The sequence below is a fragment of the Treponema sp. OMZ 788 genome (genome assembly GCF_024181245.1).
GTDB lineage: Bacteria > Spirochaetota > Spirochaetia > Treponematales > Treponemataceae > Treponema_B.
Genome location: NZ_CP051199.1, coordinates 1,850,505 through 1,875,954, shown reverse-complemented (window position 1 = coordinate 1,875,954; position 25,450 = coordinate 1,850,505). Strand labels below are relative to the sequence as shown.

Here is a 25,450-nt window from a genome sequence, read left to right as displayed (position 1 = left end):
ATATCTCTTACAATTTGTATTGCCTTTAATCAATTTGCCGTATTGTTTGACATAAGGGGGGCTTTTTGATAAATTAAAAAACGCATTTACATAATTTTTTGGACAAGGTCTATTAAAACTACAGTTTTTCTATTTCGGATTCGGAAAGGCCTGTAACTTGTATAATTTTCTGTGTTGAATCTCCTAATTGTTTTAATATTTTAGCTGTTTCGCGTTTATTGTTATAAGTTCCTTCCGAAAAGCCTTTATCCCTGGCATCCATCTCAAAGGTTGACATCAATCTGTATTCTTGTCTTGCTTGTTCGTTGTTTTTTATTGTCTGTATCATTTTTTCTATCCTCCTTGTGAATTCGCTTTTTACCTTACCGGTTTTAAGGTATTCTAAAAAATATTTTAATTCTTTGTCCTGAGTGCCGCCAAATGCCTCTGCGTTTATTATAACCTTTTTCGTTCCGTCTTGTAAAGATATGTTTTTATTTTCAAGACAGGTGTTTTCAAATGTGTAAACCGGTCTGTTATTACCGAGAGCATCAAAGGTGCAGATAAAAATTATAAAGCTGTCATTTAAATTATTATAGGAATTCCCCTTATCCAAAAACGAAATGTCCATAGCTGCCTGATAAAATCTCATTCTTTTGGGAATATTCCTTTCATTGCTTACTTGCATCTCTACATCATAAAATTTGCTGTTTTCTGTTTGTACCAAAACATCAAATCTTACAGACTTTGCCTGTTCATAGGTGCTAATACTATGCTGCACCGAAACATACGCAATTTTGCCTATCGTATCAGATAGTATTATTTCGATAAGTTTTTTACATAGCATAGGATCTTGCATAACCTTACAAAACATAAAATCATCTTGCAATGTTAGGTCTTCAAATCTTTTAACCATTTTTTTCTCCAATTAATTTTTTTATATTTCTCCTCTCCTTATATTTATAGTTATTGTTTGAAAAAAATAGTAAAGTTAGAAGAAGATTTTATAATCGATAAAATTTTGCTATTAACTTCAAACAATCTCTATAATAATTACGAAAAATGAGTTTGTTCAAAAAAACTATCTTCTATTGGGCTAAAATGTACACGGAAAACTTAAAAACAGGTGAAGTGTATACAAAACTGCCTAAATGTATTACAATAAACATAGTGGGTGAAGGTTTGGTTTAAATACGCTTTTACATAGTTTATACAATGTAGCCGAAAAACACCTAAATGATAAGCTTTCTGATGAGCTTGAAATCCTTTTTCTAGATTTAGCAAAGTAAAAATAGAAGGAGCAAACTATGAATTTAAGTTTTAGATTATCAAAAGAGGCCGAGAAGATTGCATTAATGAATAAGGATGTACATGAACTTCATTATAGATTGTATCCTGAGTATTTTAAGCCCTTTTCTTATGATTCAACGGTAGAATTTTTAAAAAAGCAGTTACAAGAGGATAATTGGTTTTGCTGTATTGTTTCTTGCGATGGAAAGGATGCCGGTTATGCCTTATTTTATATTCGGGATTATCAGGAAAATCCTGTTAGGAAGGCTTATAGGGGAATACATATCGATCAAATCGGCATAGATCCCGAATATAGGCGGAAAGGCCTCGGGAAGGCACTTATGGCAGAAATCGAAAAAATTGCCGTTCAAGAAGGAGCTTCACAAATTGAGTTGACTCATTGGGAATTCAACGAGGAAGCAAAGTTTTTCTATAAAAATATCGGTTTTGACACTTGCCTAAGATTTGTAGTTAAAAAACTGTAAAGTACTCAATTAATAAAAGGCTTGATTTTATTAAAAAAAAGACATACAATAAATATTGGATGGAATAAGAGGAGGTAAAAGTTTGGTTATTTCAAAAGAAGATGTAAAGGATTCCGTAATACGGCGCTTAAAAAGGAATTTCAGTAAGAGTCTTGATAAGGCTACCCGCCGTGAAATTTATGATGCCGTAGCCAGTACGGTTATGGAACTTGTTCAATCCAACTGGATTAAAACCATGAATGCTCAAGAGAAAACCGGAGTAAGAAGGATGTATTACCTTTCGGCCGAGTTTTTGATGGGGCGGGCCCTAATCAATAATATAAACAATATGGGTATCCGAAAAACTATTGAAGAGATTGTAGATGAAATATCCGAACCTCTTTCGATAATCGAGGATGAAGAGCCCGATGCCGGTTTGGGAAACGGGGGCTTGGGAAGGCTTGCGGCCTGTTTTTTGGATTCGCTTGCAACCCTTGACTATCCCGGACACGGTTACGGTATCCGCTATAAGTACGGAATGTTTGAGCAAAAAATCGAAAACGGCTATCAGGTTGAATATCCTGACCGTTGGCTTTTTGCCCGAGACCCTTGGGAGGTTCGCCGCTCCGATTTGAGCGTAAAGGTTTACTTTGGGGGGACTCCTTCTTCCCGAACATCCGAAAGCGGAAAACTTTACTATGATCTAAACGGAGCAGAAGAAATTATTGCAACCCCCTATGATATGCCTATAGTCGGTTACGGCACTAAGACTGTAAACACTCTCAGACTTTGGGAAGCATCTTCAGATAACGGATTTGATCTTCCTCTTTTTAACAGCATGGAATATAACAGGGCTTTTCAAAAACAGATTGATGCCGAGAGCATCTCATGTATTTTGTATCCAAACGATTCAGGCCCGCCCGGAATGAACTTGCGCTTAAAGCAGCAATACTTTTTTACTTCAGCCAGCTTGCAGGATATTATCCGCTCGTTTATACATAGAGAAGGTACGGACTTTACCAAGCTGCCTGACTATGTCGTAATCCAGCTAAACGATACTCACCCTGTTGTGGGCATTCCTGAGCTTATGCGCATTTTGATGGACGATTATCATCTTGAATGGGATGCCGCCTGGGATATTACAAAGAGAGTTTTTGCTTATACTAATCATACGATTTTAGCCGAGGCCTTGGAAAAATGGCCGATAGAAGTTTTTCAAAAGCTCTTGCCGCGAATTTATCAAATAGTCGAAGAAATAAACAGACGCTTTTTAGCAAAGCTCTACGAAAAATATCCCGGTGATTGGAAAAAGCATAACAATATGGCAATTATGGCCGACGGAAAAATTCACATGGCACGTCTTGCTATAGTTGGAGCTTTTTCGGTAAATGGGGTTGCCGCTCTTCACACGGAAATTTTAAAGAAAAAAGAGCTTGCCGATTTTTATGACCTATATCCTCACAAGTTTAACAATAAAACTAATGGAGTTACTCAAAGGCGATGGCTTTTAACGGCCAATCCTCTTCTTTCCGGCTTTATTACAAAGTACATAGGCGACGGCTGGATAACCAATCTGGATGAATTGAAAAAACTTGAAGCCTTTATAGATGATGAAGAATTCTTAGAAGGTTTTATCGAGGTGAAGCGTAAAAATAAGATAAGACTTGCAGAATACCTCGAAAAAAATCAAGGAATTTTTATCAATCCCGATTCTATCTATGATGTGCAAATCAAAAGGCTCCATGAATACAAAAGGCAGCTTTTGAATATTCTCCATATAATGACTATTTATAATAGAATTATAAATGATCCTTCTTATGATCCGATTCCTAGGACCTTTATCTTCGGAGCAAAGGCGGCGGCGTCCTATAGGCGTGCCAAGGAAATAATCAAACTCATAAACACAGTCGCAGACAGAATAAATAACGACCACAGAGTTGCCGGTAAATTGCGGGTTGTCTTTGTCGAAAACTACCGCGTTTCCGCTGCAGAAGTAATCTTCCCTGCCGCCGATATTTCGGAGCAAATTTCTACTGCCGGAAAAGAAGCATCCGGTACGGGAAATATGAAATTTATGATTAACGGGGCGGTAACGATCGGCACCCTTGACGGAGCCAATATCGAAATTGTCGAGGAAGCCGGAGCCGAAAATGAATTTATCTTCGGACTTAAGGCTGAAGAAATATTGAAGATGGATAAGGAAAACTCCTATAATCCCCGTGAGTATCTTGCAGCTAATCCCGAGCTTGAAAAGGCCGTAAATCAGCTTATTGACGGAACTTACACACTGCCCGGAGAGCAAACATTTAGAGGCCTTTATGATTCTCTCATTTATGGGGTTGAAGGGCAGCGGCCCGATACTTATTATATTCTTGCAGATTTTAAAAGCTACCAAAGAGCTCACGAGCAGATTATAAGCGATTATTATCACCGCCATGCTTGGGCAAAAAAATGTATCTTGAACATAGCCCGATCCGGAAAATTCAGTTCGGATAGGACTATTCAAAATTATGTTGATGAAATTTGGAAACTGGAAAAAATAGATGTTTAAAATATAAAATGTTTTTAATAAAGAAGCGTCCGTTTAAAATAAACGGACGCTTTTAATTTTTTTAAATGAATTTAATGTATAGCTCTATTTAAGAACATCTTTTAAAAATCTTTCAGCATTTTTATATGCCATTTTTTCGATTTCATCTTCCGTCCAACCGTCTTTTTTTAGAGCATCAAAAAGAAGATAATACTTATCGCAACTGTTTATTTCCAGATTGCCGAAAACTCCGTCAAAGTCTGAACCAAGTGCGAGAACTTCTATTCCGCCTACATTTTTTTGATGGTTTAGATGCTTAACCATTAAGCTTACTGTACTGTCCTTGCAGGTTATATCTTCATTTAAAAATTCCGGTACTAAATTGAGCCCCATGATTCCGCCCTTTTTTCTTTGATTTTTCTGCATACATTGAAAGCAAGATGGTTATGCCGCCTGTTATAAACATTACAATGGCCTCAACTTTTCCTTTGCGTGCGTTATCGATAGCAAAATAACCTATAAGCGCTATCGATGCGATAAAGCCGACTATTTTTGCAAAACTTCCTTCAATGCTTTTATTTTTGATCAAAGAGCGTTCCATTGGTTTTAGGCTGAAAAAACAGTTGATAAAATAAGGTGCACTTCCGAGAATCATTGCATAGAGAACTAAAATGAAAACACCGGTCGTTATATTAGCACTTGTAAGTTCAATGCCCAAAACATCTGCTGCAATTCCGGCTAACATTAATTCATAACTTGCAGAGCCGATAACTCCAATGCGCATAAATGCTGCTCCTGATCCCAGCATAGCCATAATTGTCAATGTTGCTATCATTACAGAAAAACCGGGCCCGATAATCGAAAAAATTCCGGTTCTTATCGATATCTTCACCTCTTCATTCGTGAGCAGCTGATGTTTTTTATTAAAGCTTAAGGCTTTTTTTAAAACTATTCTTGTAAAAATAAATTATTTACTGTATACTATTGATTAGACCCTTAACTATTAGGAGATGAATTATGTATGATTTTGTAAATACTTTATCACGAAAAAAAATTGGAGCTGCCAAATGGGAGCTTATGTATGAATGGAACCCCAATGTTTCTGAAGGGGTAATACCTCTTTCGGTTGCCGATATGGAATTTAAAAATCCGCCGGAAATAATTGAAGGCCTAAAAGAATACCTCGATAGGCTGATTTTAGGCTATTCAATACGGTATGCAGATTATGACAATGCAGTAATAAATTGGCTTAAGCGTAAGCATAATTATAATGTAAGTCCCGAAATGATTATGCAGACACCCGGCGTTGTAAATGCTTTTTTTGCTGCCGTAAATACCTTTACGGAAAAAGGAGACGGAGTAATCGTTATGCGCCCTGTGTATTATCCTTTTTCCATGGCAATTGAGATGAATGAGCGGGAGCTTGTAAATTGTCCTCTTTTATGTGATAAGGATAACTATTACACAATCGATTACGATAAATTTGAAAGCCTTGCAAAGCAGCCGAAAAATAAACTTTTGATTTTTTGTTCTCCTCATAATCCTGTCGGACGTGTATGGAAAAAAGAAGAATTAAAAAGACTGGCTGAAATAGCCTTGGAGAATAATGTAATTGTTTTTTCCGATGAGATATGGAACGATATTGTAATGCCCGGCTATAAACATACTCTTATGGCAAGTATTTCAAAAGAGATAGGTGCAAATACCATCACGGCAACGGCTCCTTCAAAGACCTTTAATGTCGCAGGCCTTGCTGCATCAAATATAATTGTAGAAAATGAAAATATTAGAAGCAAATATTATGAAACCCTTCAAAAGATGAGGTCTTCAAGTGTGAATGCTCTCGGGCTTAAAGCTTGCGAAATAGCTTATACCCGGTGCGATAAATGGCTTGATGAGCTTCTGATTGTTCTTGATACCAATCAAAAGCTGGTTAAAAATTATTTTGATTCCAACTTTCCAATGCTTAAAAGCAGGTACATTGAAGGTACCTATCTTCAATGGATTGATTTTAGGGCTCTTGGAATGGATAATAAAGCTTTGGAAGATTTTATGCATAATGAAGCGCAATTTTTTACTGACGAAGGTTATATTTTCGGCTCTGAAGGGGACGGCTTCGAAAGAATCAATGTAGCTTGTCCTACTAAAATTTTAGAACAGCATTTGGAAATGCTTGGTGCTGCATTAAAGAAAAAAGGATTCTAGATATTGTATGGAATTAATTTATTTAGCGGTAATATTTTCGGCTATTGTATTGGGCTTGACTTTTAAACGGCCTCTTTATCAAGCAATACTCATTGCTGTGGTTTTAGCCGTGATTTTATATAAAATTCCTTTTTTGGAATTTATAAACATGGCAAGAAGTGCTTCTTTAAATTCTCAAACAATATATCTTTTGCTTGCTTTTTATATCATTACATACTTACAGCGTATGATGGAAGACAAGGAAATGCTTATGCTTGCTGAAATATCGCTTGAACAAATGTTTCATTCCAAACGTGTAAATGCTATGGCAGCTCCCTTCATAATAGGGTTGCTGCCCTCTCCCGGAGCGGTGCTTATTGCCGCTCCGATAGTGGATGCCGCCGCGGATGATAATCTTAATGCTAATGAAAAAACTTTTGTGACCAGCTATTATAGGCATATATCGGAATTGTTTATGCCTACCTATGCAGCCATACTTTTAGCCTTAAAACTTACCGGGGTGGATATGACTGCATTTGTTGTAAGTATGCTGCCGATGGTTTTTGTTCTTTTTTTACTGGGCTTTGTATTTTATGTAAAAAAAATACCCAAGAATAAGACCGCAGAGAACGAACAAAATAAAAAAGATTCCGTCTATTCGTTTTTTAAGGCTCTGTGGCCTATCGGTCTTACAACTATCTTAATTCTTGTTTTAAAAATTCAAGTTTTTTATGCTGTTTTGCCTGCAATATTCTTAATGATGTTTATTCACAAATTTACATTATCCCAATTAAAAAAATTTGCAGTTAAAGCTTTTGAAGCAAAAATGCTTCTTACAGTAATCGTTGTTATGATTTTTAAAGCGGTATTGGAATATAGTCATGTTATTGAAACTTTACCCGAAGTTTTTGGAATTCTCCCTATTCCTATTACTGCTGTTTTTTCAATAATAATTTTTCTGGGAACAATAGTTGCAGGCAGTCAGGCCATGATAGCCATGATGCTGCCTTTAGCTTTTTCGGCCATACCCGGTGCAGGTCTTGGAGAACTTGTTTTGTTTATGAGTATATGCTATATCGCAATGCAGGTATCGCCCACTCATATATGTTTGGCAATCATAACAGAATATTATAAAACTTCATTTTTATCGTTGGTTGTAAAGACTCTGCCTATCGTGCTTTCTTTTATAATTATTGCCTCTCTCTATAGTTATATTTTGATTCGATATATATTTTAGTATTATCATTGTTTGAAATTTTAATGTATTATTGTGCTTGAAAAAAAATTAAAAAGATATTATCATTAAAGGTATCTGGAGTATATATGTCTGAAAAAAAATTATCTTATTCTATGATCTTTTTGGCTATTGCCGTAATGTCTACGATTTTAGGCCTTGTATGTATTCTTAACCCTGACAGCATAACGAGAATTCTTGTTACCCTTGTCGGTGTTTCGTTAATTGCTTACGGTCTTATCGAAATTTATCAGTTTTTTTCGATCAAGATGAATTCTTTTTTGGTTTTGGGAATAATTCTTATAGGCTTGGGCCTTTTTTGTCTAATAAATCCGGATGCTGTTCTCGGTCTTATCGGACTCGTTCTCGGCCTCTTTTTGATTTGCTTAGGAGCAGTTGAAGTTAAAAAATCCTTTGATCTAAAAAAATCAGGTGTAAGGGTATGGTGGCTTTGGCTGATTTTTGCAGGTATTGTTTGCTTAATAGGATTATCGGGGCTTTTTAATCCTGCAAGCATTTCAGGCCTATTTGCAAGTTTGATAGGTTTCGGATTTTTGGTAAACGGATTAAGCAGCATTTGGCTCTTTTTGATTTTTAAAGAAAAGGGGATAGTTTTCTTTAGAGGTAAGGTATGGATATGGATTTTAGCCGTAAACTTCCTATAGGTGTACAAAGTTTTAAGGTATTGCGTGATGATAATTATCTCTATGTTGATAAGACCGAATATGTTTATAAATTAGCCTCTACAGGACGTGTTTATTTTTTAAGCCGTCCTCGGCGGTTTGGAAAAAGCCTTTTTCTTTCTACTCTTCAAGCCTACTTTTTGGGACAAAAAGAACTGTTTAAGGGCCTCGCAATCGAAAAGCTTGAAGAAACCGAAAAGGGTAAAAGGGAAATCTGGCAGGAGTATCCGGTACTTTATTTGGATTTTAATCTTGCAAAGTATGAAACAAGGGAGGACCTTGAAAGTGTTCTAAATAATCATCTTTGCAGGTGGGAAGAAGTTTACGGCAGCTCTAATTCGGAAAACACTCTTTCGGAACGTTTTTTCGGTGTTATATGTCGTGCATATAAAAAAACGGGAAAACAGACCGTTATTTTGATTGACGAGTACGATAAACCCCTTCTTCAAACTATGTGGAAAGACGATGCTCTAAACGAAATTTATAAGACAATATTAAAGGGTTTTTTCGGCATTATCAAAACAGCCGACCAATATATACGCCTTGCATTTTTAACGGGTGTGACAAAATTCAGCAAGGTCAGCATATTCAGCGATCTAAACAACTTAAACGATATTAGTTTAGTCCCTCAATTTTCAGGCATCTGCGGAATAACTCATACAGAGCTGCTAAAAACATTTGAACCCGAAATAAGGAAGTTAGCCGAAGCAAATGAGCTAAGCTATGAGGACTGTATCAAAACCTTACAGCAAAAATATGACGGTTATTGCTTTTCGCCCGAAACTGAAAGACTGTATAATCCTTTCAGCTTACTTAATGTATTTTTCGGAAATCAATTTGAATATTATTGGTTTGCTACCGGAACGCCCACATTTTTGGTAAACTCTTTAAAACGGAGCGATTATCACATTCCCAATCTTGACGGCAATGTGGAGATGACCTCGGCAGGTCTATCCGATTACAGGGCCGAAGCGGGCTCGGAAATACCCGTATTGTTTCAAGCAGGTTATTTAACGATAAAGGGCTATGATAAGCACTTGCAGCTTTACAGGTTGGGCTTCCCGAATGACGAGGTCAGATACGGCTTTTTGTATAATCTTTTCCCGAACTATTGTAACATAGTGTACGCGGAAGGGCCGTTTTGCATAGCCCAATTTTATCGGGACATAATTGCTGGCAGGGTAGAAGAGTTTATGCAAAGGCTAAAGTCGATAATGGCAAGCCTTCCATACGACAATATCAAAAAGGATAGCGGTGAAAGTATAGCTTTGAGGGAGCATAATTTTCAGGTCTGCGTATACTTGGTCTTTGCTCTTTTAGGACAGTTTATCGAGCTTGAAACTCCCGTTTCCAATGGAAGAACGGATGCCGTAATAAAAACTGACTCAAGCATTTACATCTTTGAGTTTAAGCTAAAAGAAGGTGCCGCTGCCGCCTTAAAACAAATCAAAGAAAAAAACTATGCCGAAAGATTCAAGGCAGAAAACAAAAAAATCGTGCTAATCGGTGTCAGCTTTGATGCGGAAGAAAAGACCGTCGGGGAGTGGATTATTGAAGAGATTTAAGCCTTAGCTCAGGATAAAAATTTTACGCAAATTTATATTCTTTCTATCTATTGACATAAAATCCGTTTTTTTTTATACTTATTTGGTTGATAAATCTATATATATTTTGCTAGGAGGCAGATATGGCTGGTGCAAGTAAAAACTCACGAACTGCTGCTGCAACTCAAAAATTTAATTGTCCTTGCGGCGGAGAAATTGTATTGAAAACAATGGTCGATAACGGTAAGATTAAAAATATTGCAGAATGCCCGAAATGTAAACGCGTTGAAAGAAGGCCGAAAGACTTTCATTAATCTGACTGTTTTAAACTGTTTTTTAACGAGGGTAAAGAGGGAGACTTTTTCTTTGCAATGAGAGGTCTCCCTTTGTCGTTTTTTGCTAAATTTAGGGAGAATAGGGAAAAATGAGCGGAGAAAATATTTTTAAATCGAGTTTAGGTGAAGAATGCGGAATTGCGGCTGTCTGGGATTCAAAATCCTTTAGGACCGAAAACCCCGAAAGACTGGATGATGCTGCCCGCTCGGTTTTTTATGCTCTTTTTTCTCTTCAGCACAGAGGGCAAGAGGCTGCCGGTATGGCTGTTTCAAACGGAAAGCACATCCGCGTGTTTAAAAAACCGGGCCTTGTTTCCAACATTTTTACCGAAAACGACATATCGAACCTTCAAGGCTATGCGGCTATAGGCCACACCCGCTATTCGACTACAGGTTCTTCTTCTTTGGGAAATATTCAGCCCTTTTATATCGAAACCATGCATGGGCCCATAGCCCTTGCTCATAACGGAAACCTTGTAAACGCTCCGTATTTGCGACAAAAACTTTTGGAGAGGGGGGTGGGGCTTTCTTCTACCTCGGATACCGAAGTTATGATTATGATGCTTGCCGCTGCCAAGGGAGATTCTTGGACGGAACGCATAGCCTCATGTATGCGGGAATGGGAAGGAGCTTTTTCTATTGCCGTTTTGACGGTTGAAGGCATTTACATTGCGAGAGACCCTTGGGGCTTTCGCCCTCTTTGTGTCGGCTGTATTCAAGACGGAGTATCGGTTGCCGCAAGCGAGTCTTGTGCTCTTTTAACCTTAGGCTGTAAGGACTGGAAAGAGGTAAAGGCCGGCGAAATTTTAAAGTTGGTCGATAACGGAGCGGAGTTGTGTATGCAGCTTCCCCCTAAGGATCCTCTTTCTCCATGTATCTTTGAATATGTCTACTTTGCCCGCCCCGACTCGGTTTGGAACAAGGCCTCGGTTCATATGTCAAGGGTAAATTTCGGCAAGGAGCTTGCAAAAAACTCCCCCGTCGAGGCCGACATAGTTATAGCCATTCCCGACTCATCGCGGTCGGCAGCCATAGGCTATTCCCAAGAATCGGGCATTCCCTATGATGAGGGTTTTTCAAAAAACCGCTACATAGGACGCACCTTTATTCAGCCTACCCAAAAATTGCGAGACCAAGGCGTTGCGATGAAATTCAATATTCTTTCCGAGGCTGTCGAAGGAAAACGCATCATAGTGGTTGACGACAGCATCGTCCGCGGAAGCACCATGGGGCCCTTAATCAAGATGCTGCGGAGTGCCGGTGCCAAAGAAGTACATATCAGAATAGCTTCTCCGCCGGTGCGTTACTCCTGTTTTATGGGAGTAGACATGGGAGATCCCGAAAACCTAATCGCCCACAAAAAATCTGTTGAAGAAATCAGAGAGCACATCGGAGCCGATTCCTTAGTTTACCTATCCCAAGAAAGTATGCTTAAAGCTATGAAGGATGCCGGAGCAAACACCCATTTTTGCTGCGCCTGCTTTGACGGTAAGTACCCCGTCGATGTCAGCGGTGCCGCCGACAAAAATAGCTTTGAGTAGGAGACTTTACCAAAAATATGGCGATAAATCCATTTCTTGGAATTTTAATATTTATATATTTTATATCGGGTGCGATAATGAGGTTTTATTTGCAAATAAAAGGAGGCCGGTTGATCTCGAAAAAATTGGACTGTCTGGAAACCTTAGGTATCGATAAAATTTTATTGTTCATACCCGAATTTGTTCCTCTGTCGGTATTACAGCCTGTATATGATGGGCTTTCAATTTTTGATACCGAAAAATATGAATTGGAAGATTATATAAAACTGTTAAAAATATACCGCGGAACATATTTTATACCGTGTTTTGTAGGCGGCAGTATTACTTTGCTATATACTTTCATAAGAGCATTTTCGTAGAGGGATTATGAATTACGAAAAAATTAATGCGAAAGCTTGTCTTATTGCCTCCGTTTTCCTTGGAATAGTTTATTTGTTGATTTTTTATTTTTTTCCTTCCGCAAAAGAAAGTATGAAATATAAGAATATTGATTTTTCGGAATTAGCTCATGCCTTGAAAATTCTTTATTTAGGTTTATTCGGTTTGGGTGTTTCTTTTTATAAGTTTGATTTTAAATTTTTAAGAACAAAGATTGCAAATATGCCTTCTAAACTCATAAAATTTTTATTGGCAGCTTTTAAAATATTGCTTTATATAACTTTATTTCTTTTATCAAAAACATATATTTCTGTCCTTGATCCTAAACCTAAATTTATTTTTTTTGTAATTCATGTTTTGTTTTTAATTGCGGGGATTGTGATAAATATCATCACGGAAACTGTTTTTGAATTCCATTCAGATCATTACAATCATCCATATTTGCAATTAGTCTTGGGAAAACTCATTTTTATATTATGTGTTTTACCTATTTATGTGGATTTTCTTGGCTGTGTTTATTTGTTGTTATCTTTAGTTTAGTGAAGTATGAATTTGGTAAAGGTGTTAAAATGAAAAAACATATACTGTCCTATCGTCATCCCATGAGAGATTAAAAATAAAGGTTGAATTTTGCTATAGCTTTTACATTGTTACAGCTTCTCGATTTCTAATTCGGAGAGCCTCTTTCAATTCCAATCATCAGGCTTTCTTCTCTTTGTACTGCGATATCCGTATCATAATCATATTCAGCTATTAACATATTGATTCTTATAAAGCCTCTACTTCTTCAATACTTAAGCCTGTAGCTTTTGCGATAGCTTCTACGGTAAAGCCCATTTCAGCTAGGTTTTTTGCCGTTTGAAGAGCTTTTTGGTAAGAGCCTCTTTCTTCTTTTAAAAGCCATAGACCGAATTGAACTTCGGCACTCGAACTTCGCACTTTACTCTTTTTTTTCAATTGCAAAATCTTAAGGTTTTTGATATAATATCTATTAGTAATTATTTAGGGGGAAATATGATTTATACATCAGAAAGCCTGCTTGAAGCTGCAAAAAATGCCGTTCCTAAGGCTGATCTTGTAACTTTACGCATTCACCGCACAAGGGGAACTTCCTTTGCGGCCCAGGATGGAGCTTTTGAGTCTTCCGGCTATTCGGCCGATCAAGGTTTTATGGTTGAAGTCTTATATAATGGGCACATTGCCTATGGGGCAACCCAAAATATGACTCCTCAGGGAGCTGCCGAAGCGGCCCGTCAAGCCTTTAATGCCGCTCAAACCGCTTCAGCCTTTAAAATTGCCGATTTTGATAAAAATGTCAGGCCCGATACGGAATTAAAATACGAAACCCTTCGTGGTAAAAAGACCCGCCCTTCCAAAACCGAAATTTTCGACTATCTTTTTGAAATATGCAATATTTTAAAAGTATCGGATGAGGTTATAGATACCCACGCCTATGTAGAATTGGAAGAAGAGCAGATCGAGCTTTTAAGCTCCGAGGGAGCAAATATCTTACAGGATTTTTATAGGATAGGTTCCGGCTTGGGAGCTGCCGCCCGCCGCGGAGACATAATTCAAAGACGGTCTTATAACGGATACGGTGCCCGCACCTTTCAGGGAGGCTACGAATTTTTAAACTTTGCCAAGTCTAAGGCGGAGGCCAAAAGGGTAGGGAATGAGGTAATAGAGCTTTTGGGAGCAGAACCCTGTCCTTCCGACAGGCGCACCCTCGTCCTTATGCCCGATCAAATGCTTTTGCAGATTCACGAAAGTGTCGGCCATCCCTTGGAAATTGACCGCATCTTGGGTGATGAAAGAAACTTTGCGGGCGGCAGTTTTATAAGGCCTGAAGACATCGGCAGCTTTCAGTACGGCTCAAAACTTATGAATATCTGCTATGATCCCACAATTCCGTATCAGCTTGCAACCTTTGCTGCCGACCAGACAGGGGCTCAGGCAAAGAAGACCTTTATCATCAAGGACGGAATCTTAGTCTGCGCCTTGGGAAGCATCGAAAGTGCAGGCCGCCTCTATGCAGGTAAAACCGTTCAGCCTGATAAGATGGTTGCAAACCAAAGAGCAACCTCGTGGAACAGGCCGCCTATCGACAGGATGGCAAACCTCAACCTTGAGCCGGGAACAAGCAGCTTTGATCAAATAATTTCTTCTATCGAAAAAGGAATTATTATGACCTCAAACCGCTCATGGTCGATAGACGATTACCGCAATAAATTTCAATTCGGCTGCGAATACGGCCAATTAATCGAAAACGGAAAAATCACCAAAACCGTGCGCGACCCGAACTACCGCGGGGTATCTCAAAACTTTTGGAGAAACCTCTGTGCAGTAGGCGACAAATCCACCTTCCATGTATACGGAACGCCCAACTGCGGTAAGGGAGAACCCAATCAGGTTATTCATGTCGGACATGCAAGTCCCGTTTGTGCATTTTCTGATGTAGAAGTTTTTGGAGGCGGAAAATGAAAATTAGTTTTAAAGAATATTTTGAATCGATTGCCGATTTTATGCTTTCGGAATTGCTTGAGGGAGAAAAAATTTCGATTTCCTTTTCGGGCGAAAAGACCTACTTTATGCGCTTTAGCAAGGCTAAGGTACGCCAAAACGGAACCGTAGATCAGGGCTATTTTTATTGTACCTTTTGGAAAAAGAACCGCACCCACAATTTCAGTTTCGGTATTCAGATGAATATGGAAAAGGATAAGAGGATGGCGGCCGATGCTCTTCAAGAGGCTAGGGATGCCATAATGCTCCTGCCCGAAGACAAATACCAGTCCATTCCCGAAGCTTCTCAAACCTCATCTGCGATATATACAGGGAAGCTCTTGCCCGAAGACAAGATACCGGAGATTATCTTATCCCCTGTTAAAGACCTCGACTTTGCAGGCCTTTATTCTCAAGGGATTATTTGCGAGGGTGTTATTACCTCGGCCGGAGCGACTCACTGGTTTCAAACCGAAACCTTTGTCTTGGATTATTCGGTATGGCTCGAAAACGGACGCGGTATAAAATCTCTTTATTCGGGAACGGAATGGAGCGATGAGCAGTACCTTTCAAAGATTGAGCAAGCCCGAAAAGGCTTGGAAATCTTGCACACTCCGCAAAAAAAATTAGCCCCCGGAAAATACAAGGCTTTTATAAGTGCCGATGCCCTTATAGACGTGACGGACTTTTTCTCGTGGAATGGTTTTAGTGAAAGGAGTATGCAGCAGGGCTCAAGCGCCTATCTTGCCTTAAAAGAGGGAAGAGAGCATTTTTCGGATAAGTTTAATTTGACTCAGGATTTTTCTCTCGGACTTGAACCTGCCTTTAACTCGAACGGAGAACTAGCTCCCGAAAAATTAAGCATCATCGAAAAAGGTAAGCTTAAAAATACCTTGGTCAGTTTAAGAACCGAAACCCAATACGGTGTAAAATCCAACGGTGCCCCTTTAAGTGAGAGTATGCGATCGATCGTTATCGGAACCGGAGATTTAAACGAAGCGGATGCCGTAAAAGAGCTGGGTACGGGAATTTATATCTCCAACTTTAACTATCTAAACTGGAGCGATACCTCTTCGGCCCGAGTTACGGGAATGACCCGCTTTGCCTGTCTTTGGGTTGAGGACGGAAAAATCGTTGCACCCATTGCCGACATGAGATGGGATGAATCCTTGTACAATATGTTCGGGGAAAACCTCTTAGCCGTAACAAAGGAAAGCCGCATCTTTGCAAATACAAGTACCTACGGCAGCAGAAGCACAGGAGGGGCTTCCCTTCCCGGCATCTTGGTAAAGGATTTTAACTGTACGCTCTAAGGTAAAAAAATGTTATTAAAGCAAAGGCAGCAGCAGATTCTATCTCAAAAAATGGTGATGAGCCAGCAGATGTTAAATGCTGTTGCCCTGCTTAATCTATCGAGCGAAGAGCTTCAAGAAGAGGTAATAAAGGAAGTAAAACGGAATCCCGCCCTTATTTTTAAGACCTCTTCGCGAGTGAGTGCCGCATCTGCGGAAGAAGGGGATAAGCATCAAAGTTTTTTGGAAAGCATCGAAGATGATTCCCATAAAACTTTGCAGGCTCATCTCATCGAACAGGCCGGAGAATCGATAACGGATGAGTATGTCTTAGATGCGGCAATGCTCATAATTCAAAATTTGGATCAAAACGGTTTTTATTGGGTTCCTCTTGAAGAGCTCTTCGCCGAACTCCTTACCGAAAAAAAAATAAGGCATGCAGAAATAAAAAAAGCTCTTAATATTGTAAGGCGGCTTGAACCAATCGGCTGTGCCTGTACCGGTGTTAAAGAATCTCTTATTGTGCAGGCCGGAATCTTTTGCGAGTCTCCCAAAACTCACGAAATCCTTGACATTTATAAAAACATACATTCCCTTTGTGTAAAGATAATAAAAGAACATTACGAAGTTCTTTCCTTTGTTTCCGACCTAAAACTCTTTGTAAAAAAACTTGCTCAAAAAAAAAATCATTATAGATTTTGAAACTGCGGAAGAACTTGCAGAATTGATAAGGTCCTTAAACCCTAAGCCCGGCCTTGCTTATTCCCGCGGAGCGGACGGCGAAAAATTTATTACGCCCATAGCCGAGATAAAAAGAGAAGGGGACGAATTTAAGATTATAATCAATGACGAAGAAATTCCCGCCCTTGAAATTTCGCCCGAATATGAAAGGATAAAAAATTCAGGCTCAAAGGAGGAGAAAAAAGAAGCAGCAGACTTTTTAAACAAGGCTTCTCTTTTTATGGGTGTTCTTGCCTACCGCAATCAGACCATACTCAAGGTTTTAACTGCCTTGGTCAATTTTCAAGAAGCCTTTTTTTTAGGCCGCCCGTGTAAGCCTTCTTCTGAAGAGGAGAGCGAAAAGATGCAGCCCGGCTACTTAAAGCCCTTAAAACAAATCGACATTGCAGAAATTGTGGGCCTAAGTCCTTCTACCGTTTCGAGAGTTTCAAACCAAAAATATATCAGATGCGAATGGGGGCTTTTTGAAATTAAAGACCTCTTTTCGCCTGAAGTAAGCGGCGGTCTTTCAAAAGACTATGTAGAAAAGGCCATAAGGGAAATCATCGAATCCGATACCGAAAAAAAAACCGATGCCCGCATTTCTCAAATTTTAAAAGAACGAGGAATTGACATTGCAGTAAGAACAGTAAATAAGTACCGCAAAGAAATAGGCCTTCCTTCATCTTATCACCGCAAGTGATAACAGCACCGCAATTGACATTTTTCTCGAATTGCCGTATAAAAAAGATATGGAAATTACGGAGATCTATACCGGCCCGCTTTTTGTAAAGACCTGGGCTCTTCCCTTAGACAAAAAAACAGTTCTCCTCGTTGATCCGGGCGGCACGGATGAGGAATTGATGGATTACCTAAAAAGTAAAAATGCCGAAAGACTCGAAATAATGCTAACCCACGGACATTTTGACCACGTGGGCGGCGTACCCGAACTTATGCAAAAATATCCGGGTTCTTCTTTATGGATTCACAGTGAGGATGCAGGCTATTTGGGGCAAAACGGAAAGGAAAAACACATTGCTTGTTTTAGCCAAATCCGTGCCGAAAGATATATAAAGGCTTTAAAATACGATTTTCCCGAGCCGACAGGCTTTTTAAAAGACGGAGATCTTGTAAACGGTTTTAAGGTTTTACACACTCCCGGGCATACCGAAGGTTCGGTTTGTTTTTGGAATGAAGAAGAAAAGGTGCTCTTTTCGGGCGATACCCTTTTTTACCGCTCCCACGGAAGAACAGACCTTTTAGGCGGGGACGATCAAAAAATAAAGGCTTCACTGAAATTCCTTTTAAGCCTTCCGGATGACACAACCGTTTATCCCGGCCACAGCTCCAATACCTCGATAGGGGCTGAAAGGGTCTGGATAGAAAAGATTTAGAAGGACTTGCAAGCTGCCGTTTTTTTTAGATGCTCCTTAAATGTTCCCCGGATAAACATATTTTAAATTTCTTTGAGCTATCTTACACAGGTGCCTGATTGTTTCGGGTCTTGTGGGCCTTTTATCCTTCATCTTGTAGGCAGGGTAGAAGGCCGAAATATGTAAGGGGATATCCGGTCTTATTTTTGAAAGCATTTGGGAGAGGGCATCCATTTCATCATCCCCGCTGTTAAAGCCTTCGATAACCAAGCAGGTAACTTCTACATGAACTTTTGAGGCCGCATTTCGGATCGTTTTTATTACGGGTTCTATTTTTCCCTTGCAGATTTCGCTGTAAAATTGAGGGGAAAAAGATTTTAAGTCGATATTCATTGCATCAATCATCGGGAGGATTCCGTTTAAGGGGTCTTCTTCGATAAAGCCGTTTGTTACGAGGACGGTTTTTAAGTCTTTTTCTTTTGCAATCGGAAGCACATCCTTAACATACTCATACCAAATGGTAGGCTCGTTATAAGTAAAAGCTATGCCTATGGAGGGAGTTTTTAAAACGGCCCTAATCAGCTCTTCGGGGCTGACCGTATCTGTGTTTTTTTCTGTTTTTTCTTCAGCCGGAACAGAATGAACAAGGGAATGGTTTTGGCAAAATCGACAGTCAAAATTGCAGCCGAAGGTTCCTACCGAGAAGATGTAGGAAGAAGGGTAAAAACGGTATAAGGGTTTTTTTTCGATGGGGTCGAGGGCGGCTCCCAAAACCTTGCCGTAGTTTAATGCATAGAGTTTTCCGTCTATGTTTTTGCGGCTAAGGCATCGGGAAAGCTGTCCCTCTTTTATAAGACATCTATGAGGGCATAAAAGGCAGCGTATTTTATCGTCTTCATTTTTTAAAACCGAAGTTTCAGTTTTCCAAAATTCCGCTTCTTTCATAGCCCTCTTAAAAACTTACTTCTTTTTTGCAGTTGTTTTGGCGGCCGGTTTTTTAGCGACCGGAGCCTTAGCGCTGCTTACCTTTACCGGAGAAGTTTTTGCTTCCGGAAGCTCGATGCCGAGTTTTTCGCTCAATTTTTCGAGCATATCCTTTGTCATGCTTTCGAGGTTGTACTTTGGCTTCCATCCCCATTCTTTTTTGGCGCAAGAATCATCGAGGGAGTTAGGCCAAGAATTTGCTATAGCCTGGCGTACAGGATCTACATCATAGCTCATCTTAAATTTGGGAATATGCTTTTTGATTTCGGCAGCGATTGTTTCGGGAGCAAAGCTCATAGCTGTGATATTAAAGGCATTTCTGTGTTTTAATTTTTTAGGATCGGCTTCAAGAAGTTTAAAGATGGCGTTTAGGGCATCGGGCATATACATCATGTCCATAAGGGTTCCTTTTTTGATAAAGGAAGTATAGGCTCCATTCTTTAAGGCTTCATAATAGATATGAACTGCATAGTCGGTGGTTCCTCCGCCCGGAAGGGCTTCATAGGAGATAAGACCGGGGAAGCGTACGCCCCTTGTATCTACTCCGAATTTTTGATGGTAATAATCGCACAAGAGTTCTCCTGCAACCTTTGTAACGCCGTACATTGAGGTCGGTCTTTGAATTGTATCCTGCGGAGTTTTATCGGCAGGGGTTGAGGGGCCGAAGGCTGCTATTGAGCTTGGTACAAAGAGGGAGTATTTTTCTTCTCTTGCGAGTTCCAACATATTGTGTAAGCCTGTAAGGTTTATCTGATAAGCTAATTGGGGATTTTTTTCTGCTACGGCTGAAAGGAGGGCTGCAAGGTGGATTATCGTGTTGACCTTATATTTTTTGCAAACCTCAAGAGTTTTTTTGCCGTCAAGGACATCGAGCTTTTCGAAAGGGCCGCTTTCGATAACCTTGGGTACATCTTTTTTTTCGATGTCTGAAGCAATAACATTGTCGTTTCCGTACTCGTTTCTTAAAAACATAACCAATTCACTTCCGATCTGTCCGAGTGAACCGGTAACCAAAATTTTTCTTTTAGTCATATTTTCTCCTTTTTTGCAGTAATTATTTTGCTGTCAAAAATTGTTTTTAATTGTACCATATTTTTATTTTATGTGCTAGATGTCAAAAAGCCTGCTTTTAAGAAAAACTTAAAAGCAGGCTTTAAGTAAGTTAGGCTAATACTTATTTTGCCTATCGCCAGATAAGCAATGAGTTGCCTTCAAACTTTAGTCTTGAGGAAGCAGAGCCTCCTTCCGTAACTGTTACCTTAATAGTACCATCTTTGTTGTCGGTGATTGTTGCAGTAATTGGTTCGCCGGATCCGCCTTGAGGACGGCCGTTAAAGGTATAGTTTGTACCGCTTCCTGTGATTGAGCCGTTATAATCTTTATGATTATAACTTCCTCCCTGTTTTTCTTGGATTGATAAGAACGCTCCGATAGTTCCATCGGGAATTTTATGGGCGCTCAAATTGGAAATCCATGTATTTTCGGAGGATGAAGATTCCGGATTATAGCTCCAATTTTCTTCATTTTCATACCAAGGTTTTGAAGGATTGTAAACTACCTTTGTTTCAAAGCGCAAATTTCCTTCCGAGTTTTTTACTATAGAGTAAGTATAGGTACAAGGTTCTTTGGCTTCTTTTATCTCTTGAGCGTAATTTTGTTGGTATAATTTTTTAACTTCAGCCAATATATCTTCTATTGAGGAATCTTCAGGTAAGCCGTAATCCATAGCATGGCCTTTTTTCTCTTTTGTAAGTACGGCTTTTATTTTCTCTGTTTGTTCTTGAGCGGAAAGATCTATAAATTGTTCATAGGTCATAGTAAATAAAAACGGGCGTTTTTTTAGAGCATTTTCAAAAAACTCTTGTTCATTGTATCCTGATACATCTTTATCAAAAATGTTTTTAAAAACTTCTTTTAGTTCTGCGATACTTATAGTGGTTTTACTTAAAAGAAAATCAATGTCTTTCAACTTATTTTTTATAACAGTAATATTCATGTCTGTTATAAAACTATAGTATTCTTCAATGGTAAACCATTTATTGCCTTCCGGTGAATATAGAGATACCACTCTTGTAGTAATTTTTTTGTTTTCATCATCTAATGTATATGAGTACAGGGTACCTCGTAAAAGCTTATTCTCCCGGAATTCCTTTATAGTTATACTGTTTTGTGCAAACTCATAAACTTGTTTATCGTTCGAACCACCTTTAATTTCAATCTTTACAACAGGCAAAACTGTAACTTCAAATGCTTTTATTTTTCCGCTTGCGGTTGCTGTCAGTTTTACCTTACGCTCTACAATATCAAATGCAATTACTGCTTTTTGACCTGTTCCTGTGTTTTCCACTTTTATGATTTTTTCGTTTTCGGTTGACCAAGTAATTGGTGTGTTTTCTGTATTTTTTAAGTTGTTAGGCAAATCAAAATCATCGCTTACGGTCGTAGGAATTGTTAAAGTTGCAAGATAGTCTTCTTCTGTTGGGTTTTCACCGTCTTTAAATACCTTTACAGTAAAATCTCTTGATTTTGAAGTACCGTTCTTGGTTAGGGTAATCGTAATTTTTACCTCTGTAGTTGTTTCAGGTAATTTTTCAATATTTAACTTGTCAGGTGATTGATATTCTATAAGCTCAGCATTACTTGAAGTTACCGCTGCTCCTGAGGGTAGGTCTGAAATTGTGATGATTTCAGAGGCCGAGGTTATAACTGTCTTATCTAAGCCTATTTTTCCTAAAAGTGCCGTCAATTCGACTCCCTCTGTATTTATAGAAGGAGGAGTTGTTATTTCGCTTGAGCCTCCGCCCGAACCGGTATTACCTGAGGGAGCTGACCCCGTGGGACAGCCTGTAACTAAAAATACTGCACTTAAAACTAATATTAAAAGTGCCGCCAGTGAAACAAAATTTTTGTGTTTCATAAAAACTCCTTTTTCTGCATTTTGCAGAATTTTTCAAAATATGAAAATTTTCTTCCATTATACCCCCCCCCGAAAAAGTCAATACACTTTTCGTTTTTAAGGTAAGATTTTACACTCTTGACTTTTATGTGCTTAATTGATATAATCGCCAATCCGTAACGGAATTTATCTTGAAATCTTTGAGTGGGAGCCCCCATTCTACAATATAAGGAGTCTAGTTTATGAAACGGACATATCAACCAAGTAAAACAAAACGGGTTCGACGCTTCGGATTCCGTGCACTTATGAAAACAAAGGGCGGAAGGGCTATTTTAAGCCGCCGCAGAGCTAAGGGCAGACGCAAGCTTTCAGCTTCCGACGAAAAAAAACCATTCTAATTTTCTCTTGAGTGAGTGATTTTACATTTTCCGGAGAAGAACGGTTAAGAGATCGATCATGTATTAAGGCCGTATTTAAAAAAGGCCTTAAACTGAGCTTAAAGGGAGTGAGTTTGTTCATCCTGCCTAATGGATTGCAGTACAATCGATTTTTATGTACTTTTCGACGAGGTTTCGGTTCCGCAGTTATGCGGAACAGGTCTCGGAGAATATCGAAAGAAGCTTATAGGCATATAAAAAATCGGTTAAAACCGGGAAACGATTTTATCTTACTGGTTTTTTCGGATAAGGACTCTTACTCTCTCCGTTTAGAACAACTTACCGCACTCTTTTCAGAAGCAAAAATGTATAATAATGAGGCTTTATGAGAAAACTTTTAGTAAGGTTTTTGTGTGCTTGTATAATCTTTTATCAAAAGGCTATTTCTCCTCATTTTCCGCCTAGCTGTAGGTATGAACCTACCTGTTCTCAGTATGCTATTGAAAGTATAAAAAAATACGGCCCTTTTAAGGGAACTGGTATGGCCGTACTTAGGATTTTGAGATGTAATCCTTTTTTTAAGGGAGGATACGATCCCGTTCCATAAGATGATTAACCCACTGTGGTTATAATTTAGGAGTTAAAAATTGAAAAAAAATACCGTATTGGCTGTTGTTCTATCCATGCTTGTTCTTGGAGGCTGGATGTATATCCAGGAAAAATATTTTCCTACCGAGCTTAATGTTTCCCAAAATGCTGTTTCCGGGGAGCAGGTACAAAATCAGGCTGCGGCCGTCCCCTCTCAGCCGTCATCAAATCAAATGTCAGGTTTGATGTTTGAGACTGTCGAAAATTCAACAGTTCCTTCCCGCGAGGAAACCTATATCTTAGAAACCGATATTATCAGAGCCGTTTTTACAAACAAGGGCGGCGATATTATTTCGTATAAATTAAAAGAACATGCTTCTGCAGGAAGCGATGAACGCGTCGAAATGATAGATAATGTTACCGAAAAAAATAGGGCTCTTTCTCTTTCTTTCGGCGGGCCTGATGCACAGGCTATTGATCTTCTTTTTAATGTAAAAGAAGAAAGCCTTGCAGACGGAAGAAAACAAATCGGCTTTTACCGAGACATAAAGATAAAAAATGCGGACGGTTCCGAATCCGTGTTTACCCTAGCAAAGCGTTACACATTTATTCCCGGCGATTATATGTTTACCCTTGAAGTTACTATCGACGGAAAAGACGGTATGAAGGGCTTGGCCTTTGGCGATACTGCTTATACTTTAAGGAGTGCTCCCCAGATAGGCCCTGAATGGGATAAGGTAAACGACAAGTATGAATATAGGGCTCTTTCTTATTTTGCAAACGAAAAGAAAAGAGAGGATAGAGGTATCACCGACGGAAAAACAAAGTCGGTAAACGATTTGGCCTCATGGGTTAGCGTTTCGGGCAAGTATTTTTCGTTTATCGTTATCCCTAAAGATCCGATTCAAAAGATGTTCTTTTCAGGTATAAAACAAGACGGTGCAAAACTGCACAATTCCCAGTTTTTTATTTCAAGACAACCGATTGCAGGAAATGCGGCTTATGATCAATACAGGGTCTATATAGGTCCCAGTTCCGAAAAAATATTGAATTCTTATAATTCGCCGGCTGCAAATAATTACGGTTATGAGAATTTAAGGATCGACGGGCTTGCGGCTTCAACAGGTTTTTTAGCTCCGCTGGAAAGAGTTTTAAAATTCATTATGGAAATTTTTTATAAAATTATTCCGAACTGGGGTGTCGCCCTTCTTTTGCTTACTCTTTTTATGCGTATTATCTTTTTCCCCCTTACCAAAAAGAGTTCGGAAGCTACCAAGCGTATGCAGGAACTTCAGCCTCAGATTAACGAGATTCAGCAAAAGTATAAGAATAATCCTCAAAAGCTCAATGCAGAAATGGTTAAGTTTTACAGGGAAGCAGGTTATAATCCGGCATCCGGCTGTCTTCCTCTTCTTATTCAGCTGCCTTTCTTGTTTGCTATGTTCGGACTATTTAATAACTATTTCGAATTCCGAGGGGCAAGTTTTATTCCCGGCTGGATACCCGATCTTTCTTTGGGAGACAGCGTTTTAAAATTCGGGTTTACCATTCCGATTTTAAATTGGACGGATTTGAGGCTATTGCCCATCATTTATACAGGTTCTCAGCTTTTGCATAGCAAGCTGACTCAAACACCGGGGCAGTCGCAGCAAAATGCTTCTATGAAAATGATGCTTTATTTTATGCCTTTGTTCTTTTTCTTTATTTTTTATAATGCTCCGTCGGGGCTCTTATTGTTCTGGACTTTTTCCAACATTTTGATGCTTTTACAGCAGATTATAATCAATAAGTCTATGAAACATAAAGAATAATTATTTTAGTACTAGGAGATAACTATGGTATATGAATTCGAAGGAAAGACAGAGCGTGAGGCTATTGATATTGCGGTAGCCAAGCTAGGTCTGGAAAAAGATCAGTTTGATGTTGAAATTTTGGAAATTCAAAAAAATTCTTTGTTTAAGAAAGGTCATGCAAAAATCCGGGTGCATGTTGATGAATCTTTAAGAGCTAATATGAGGAATAATTCCGAAAATTCCGATGCAGAACAAAATCTTGAAGAAGAAAAAGATACAAGAACTGCTGAGGATATTTCTGAAGGAGCAGAAAAAACAAGGCTCTTTATTCAGACCCTCATTGAAAAAATTGGTTACGGTTGTTCTGTTTCTTTAGTTATATGCGATAAAAAACATTTTTCTTATAGGATTAATTCTAAAGATGCTGCAATGCTTATAGGAAAAAAGGGTAAAAATCTTGACTCAATACAGCTTTTGGCAAATGTTTATGCAGGAGTTATAGGCCATGCCTATGCAAGAGTTTCGGTAGATTGTGAAAGCTATAGGATGAGGAGGGAAGAGCTTCTTATCCGAATGGCCTATGATGTGGCAGATAAGGTACGCATGACAAAGAAGTCGCAACTTTTGGAGCCTCTTAATCCTTATGAGCGCAGAATTATTCACACAACCCTAAATGCTGTCAATGACATTGAAACCAAAAGCGAGGGAAGTGGTTTATATAAACAGGTTCGCGTGTTCTACAAAGGTATATAAGTATAACAGGCGG

Annotated in this window: 25 protein-coding genes and 2 pseudogenes; 20 read left to right on the top strand and 7 right to left on the bottom strand. The window is 38.9% G+C overall.

The window, feature by feature from the left end:
- Window positions 1-118: 118 nt before the first annotated feature.
- On the bottom strand, window positions 119-895 hold the full coding sequence (locus E4O00_RS09240; RefSeq protein WP_253677088.1) for an Rpn family recombination-promoting nuclease/putative transposase: 777 nt from the start codon (window positions 893-895) through the stop codon (window positions 119-121).
- A 158-nt stretch (window positions 896-1,053) separates the two neighbouring features.
- On the opposite strand from E4O00_RS09240, the pseudogene E4O00_RS09235 reads away from it, so the two are divergent.
- The 3 genes and pseudogenes from E4O00_RS09235 to E4O00_RS09225 form a co-directional block, all read left to right on the top strand.
- Window positions 1,054-1,265, top strand: a pseudogene (locus E4O00_RS09235) (PD-(D/E)XK nuclease family transposase); the annotation flags it as partial.
- 21 nt (window positions 1,266-1,286) lie between these two features.
- The gene (locus E4O00_RS09230) at window positions 1,287-1,754 is read left to right on the top strand and encodes a GNAT family N-acetyltransferase (protein ID WP_253677087.1); all 468 of its coding nucleotides are present in this window, start codon (window positions 1,287-1,289) and stop codon (window positions 1,752-1,754) included.
- An 82-nt stretch (window positions 1,755-1,836) separates the two neighbouring features.
- On the top strand, window positions 1,837-4,284 hold the full coding sequence (locus E4O00_RS09225) for a glycogen/starch/alpha-glucan phosphorylase (RefSeq protein WP_253677086.1): 2,448 nt from the start codon (window positions 1,837-1,839) through the stop codon (window positions 4,282-4,284).
- A gap of 84 nt (window positions 4,285-4,368) precedes the next feature.
- Here the strand turns inward: E4O00_RS09225 and E4O00_RS09220 are convergent, their stop codons facing one another.
- A complete protein-coding gene (locus tag E4O00_RS09220) occupies window positions 4,369-4,656 on the bottom strand; it encodes a membrane dipeptidase (protein ID WP_253677085.1) in 288 nt (95 codons plus the stop codon).
- The gene (locus E4O00_RS09215; RefSeq protein WP_253677084.1) at window positions 4,622-5,155 is read right to left on the bottom strand and encodes a DUF5058 family protein; all 534 of its coding nucleotides are present in this window, start codon (window positions 5,153-5,155) and stop codon (window positions 4,622-4,624) included. The genes E4O00_RS09220 and E4O00_RS09215 overlap by 35 nt, the downstream gene beginning before the upstream one ends.
- A gap of 125 nt (window positions 5,156-5,280) precedes the next feature.
- Here E4O00_RS09215 and E4O00_RS09210 point away from each other — a divergent pair, with 125 nt between their 5' ends.
- The 8 genes from E4O00_RS09210 to E4O00_RS09175 all read left to right on the top strand — a co-directional run bounded on the left by E4O00_RS09210 (window position 5,281) and on the right by E4O00_RS09175 (window position 12,702).
- The gene (locus E4O00_RS09210; protein ID WP_253677083.1) at window positions 5,281-6,468 is read left to right on the top strand and encodes a MalY/PatB family protein; all 1,188 of its coding nucleotides are present in this window, start codon (window positions 5,281-5,283) and stop codon (window positions 6,466-6,468) included.
- A gap of 7 nt (window positions 6,469-6,475) precedes the next feature.
- Entirely contained in the window at window positions 6,476-7,684 is a 1,209-nt protein-coding gene (locus E4O00_RS09205) for a DUF401 family protein (protein WP_253677081.1), read from the top strand.
- A gap of 86 nt (window positions 7,685-7,770) precedes the next feature.
- A complete protein-coding gene (locus tag E4O00_RS09200) occupies window positions 7,771-8,346 on the top strand; it encodes a DUF308 domain-containing protein (protein ID WP_253677080.1) in 576 nt (191 codons plus the stop codon).
- Window positions 8,319-9,929 carry an ATP-binding protein gene (locus E4O00_RS09195; RefSeq protein WP_253679709.1) on the top strand — a complete coding sequence of 537 codons (1,611 nt, stop codon included), beginning with the start codon at window positions 8,319-8,321 and terminating at the stop codon, window positions 9,927-9,929. The genes E4O00_RS09200 and E4O00_RS09195 overlap by 28 nt, the downstream gene beginning before the upstream one ends.
- A gap of 122 nt (window positions 9,930-10,051) precedes the next feature.
- Complete coding sequence (locus E4O00_RS09190; RefSeq protein ID WP_253677078.1) at window positions 10,052-10,222, top strand: hypothetical protein; 171 nt, start codon at window positions 10,052-10,054, stop codon at window positions 10,220-10,222.
- A 110-nt stretch (window positions 10,223-10,332) separates the two neighbouring features.
- Window positions 10,333-11,784 (top strand): amidophosphoribosyltransferase, encoded by a 1,452-nt coding sequence (gene purF / locus E4O00_RS09185; RefSeq protein WP_253677077.1) that lies wholly within the window; start codon window positions 10,333-10,335, stop codon window positions 11,782-11,784.
- 110 nt (window positions 11,785-11,894) lie between these two features.
- On the top strand, window positions 11,895-12,143 hold the full coding sequence (locus tag E4O00_RS09180) for a hypothetical protein (RefSeq protein ID WP_253677076.1): 249 nt from the start codon (window positions 11,895-11,897) through the stop codon (window positions 12,141-12,143).
- 7 nt (window positions 12,144-12,150) lie between these two features.
- Window positions 12,151-12,702, top strand: coding sequence for a hypothetical protein (locus E4O00_RS09175; RefSeq protein WP_253677074.1), 552 nt, complete (start codon window positions 12,151-12,153; stop codon window positions 12,700-12,702).
- 228 nt (window positions 12,703-12,930) lie between these two features.
- Here the strand turns inward: E4O00_RS09175 and E4O00_RS09170 are convergent, their stop codons facing one another.
- On the bottom strand, window positions 12,931-13,119 hold the full coding sequence (locus tag E4O00_RS09170; RefSeq protein WP_253677073.1) for a hypothetical protein: 189 nt from the start codon (window positions 13,117-13,119) through the stop codon (window positions 12,931-12,933).
- A 57-nt stretch (window positions 13,120-13,176) separates the two neighbouring features.
- Here E4O00_RS09170 and E4O00_RS09165 point away from each other — a divergent pair, with 57 nt between their 5' ends.
- The 4 genes and pseudogenes from E4O00_RS09165 (at window position 13,177) to E4O00_RS09145 (ending at window position 18,067) form a co-directional block, all read left to right on the top strand.
- Window positions 13,177-14,643, top strand: coding sequence for a TldD/PmbA family protein (locus E4O00_RS09165; RefSeq protein ID WP_253677072.1), 1,467 nt, complete (start codon window positions 13,177-13,179; stop codon window positions 14,641-14,643).
- Window positions 14,640-15,974: a TldD/PmbA family protein gene (locus E4O00_RS09160; RefSeq protein ID WP_253677071.1), complete on the top strand. Its 1,335-nt coding sequence runs from the start codon at window positions 14,640-14,642 to the stop codon at window positions 15,972-15,974. Before E4O00_RS09165 ends, E4O00_RS09160 begins: the two co-directional genes overlap by 4 nt.
- Before the next feature lie 9 nt (window positions 15,975-15,983).
- A pseudogene (gene rpoN, locus E4O00_RS14305) lies at window positions 15,984-17,376 on the top strand (RNA polymerase factor sigma-54).
- Between the two features lie 49 nt (window positions 17,377-17,425).
- A complete protein-coding gene (locus E4O00_RS09145; RefSeq protein WP_253677068.1) occupies window positions 17,426-18,067 on the top strand; it encodes an MBL fold metallo-hydrolase in 642 nt (213 codons plus the stop codon).
- A gap of 36 nt (window positions 18,068-18,103) precedes the next feature.
- On the opposite strand, the gene amrS is transcribed toward E4O00_RS09145, so the two are convergent.
- The 3 genes from amrS to E4O00_RS09130 all read right to left on the bottom strand — a co-directional run bounded on the left by amrS (window position 18,104) and on the right by E4O00_RS09130 (window position 21,947).
- A complete protein-coding gene (amrS, locus tag E4O00_RS09140) occupies window positions 18,104-18,991 on the bottom strand; it encodes an AmmeMemoRadiSam system radical SAM enzyme (RefSeq protein WP_253677067.1) in 888 nt (295 codons plus the stop codon).
- Window positions 18,992-19,006: 15 nt separating this feature from the next.
- On the bottom strand, window positions 19,007-20,062 hold the full coding sequence (locus tag E4O00_RS09135) for an L-threonine 3-dehydrogenase (protein WP_253677066.1): 1,056 nt from the start codon (window positions 20,060-20,062) through the stop codon (window positions 19,007-19,009).
- 151 nt (window positions 20,063-20,213) lie between these two features.
- Window positions 20,214-21,947: a hypothetical protein gene (locus E4O00_RS09130; protein ID WP_253677065.1), complete on the bottom strand. Its 1,734-nt coding sequence runs from the start codon at window positions 21,945-21,947 to the stop codon at window positions 20,214-20,216.
- A 221-nt stretch (window positions 21,948-22,168) separates the two neighbouring features.
- Between E4O00_RS09130 and rpmH the strand changes: the two genes are divergently transcribed.
- The 5 genes from rpmH to jag are packed head-to-tail and all read left to right on the top strand — an operon-like array spanning window position 22,169 to window position 25,437.
- The gene (gene rpmH / locus E4O00_RS09125) at window positions 22,169-22,324 is read left to right on the top strand and encodes a 50S ribosomal protein L34 (protein ID WP_044979600.1); all 156 of its coding nucleotides are present in this window, start codon (window positions 22,169-22,171) and stop codon (window positions 22,322-22,324) included.
- Between the two features lie 11 nt (window positions 22,325-22,335).
- Window positions 22,336-22,692 (top strand): ribonuclease P protein component, encoded by a 357-nt coding sequence (rnpA, locus tag E4O00_RS09120; protein WP_253677064.1) that lies wholly within the window; start codon window positions 22,336-22,338, stop codon window positions 22,690-22,692.
- Entirely contained in the window at window positions 22,689-22,910 is a 222-nt protein-coding gene (gene yidD, locus E4O00_RS09115; protein WP_253677063.1) for a membrane protein insertion efficiency factor YidD, read from the top strand. Before rnpA ends, yidD begins: the two co-directional genes overlap by 4 nt.
- A gap of 40 nt (window positions 22,911-22,950) precedes the next feature.
- Window positions 22,951-24,702 carry a membrane protein insertase YidC gene (gene yidC, locus E4O00_RS09110; protein ID WP_253677062.1) on the top strand — a complete coding sequence of 584 codons (1,752 nt, stop codon included), beginning with the start codon at window positions 22,951-22,953 and terminating at the stop codon, window positions 24,700-24,702.
- 24 nt (window positions 24,703-24,726) lie between these two features.
- A complete protein-coding gene (gene jag, locus E4O00_RS09105; RefSeq protein WP_253677061.1) occupies window positions 24,727-25,437 on the top strand; it encodes an RNA-binding cell elongation regulator Jag/EloR in 711 nt (236 codons plus the stop codon).
- Window positions 25,438-25,450: the final 13 nt, after the last annotated feature.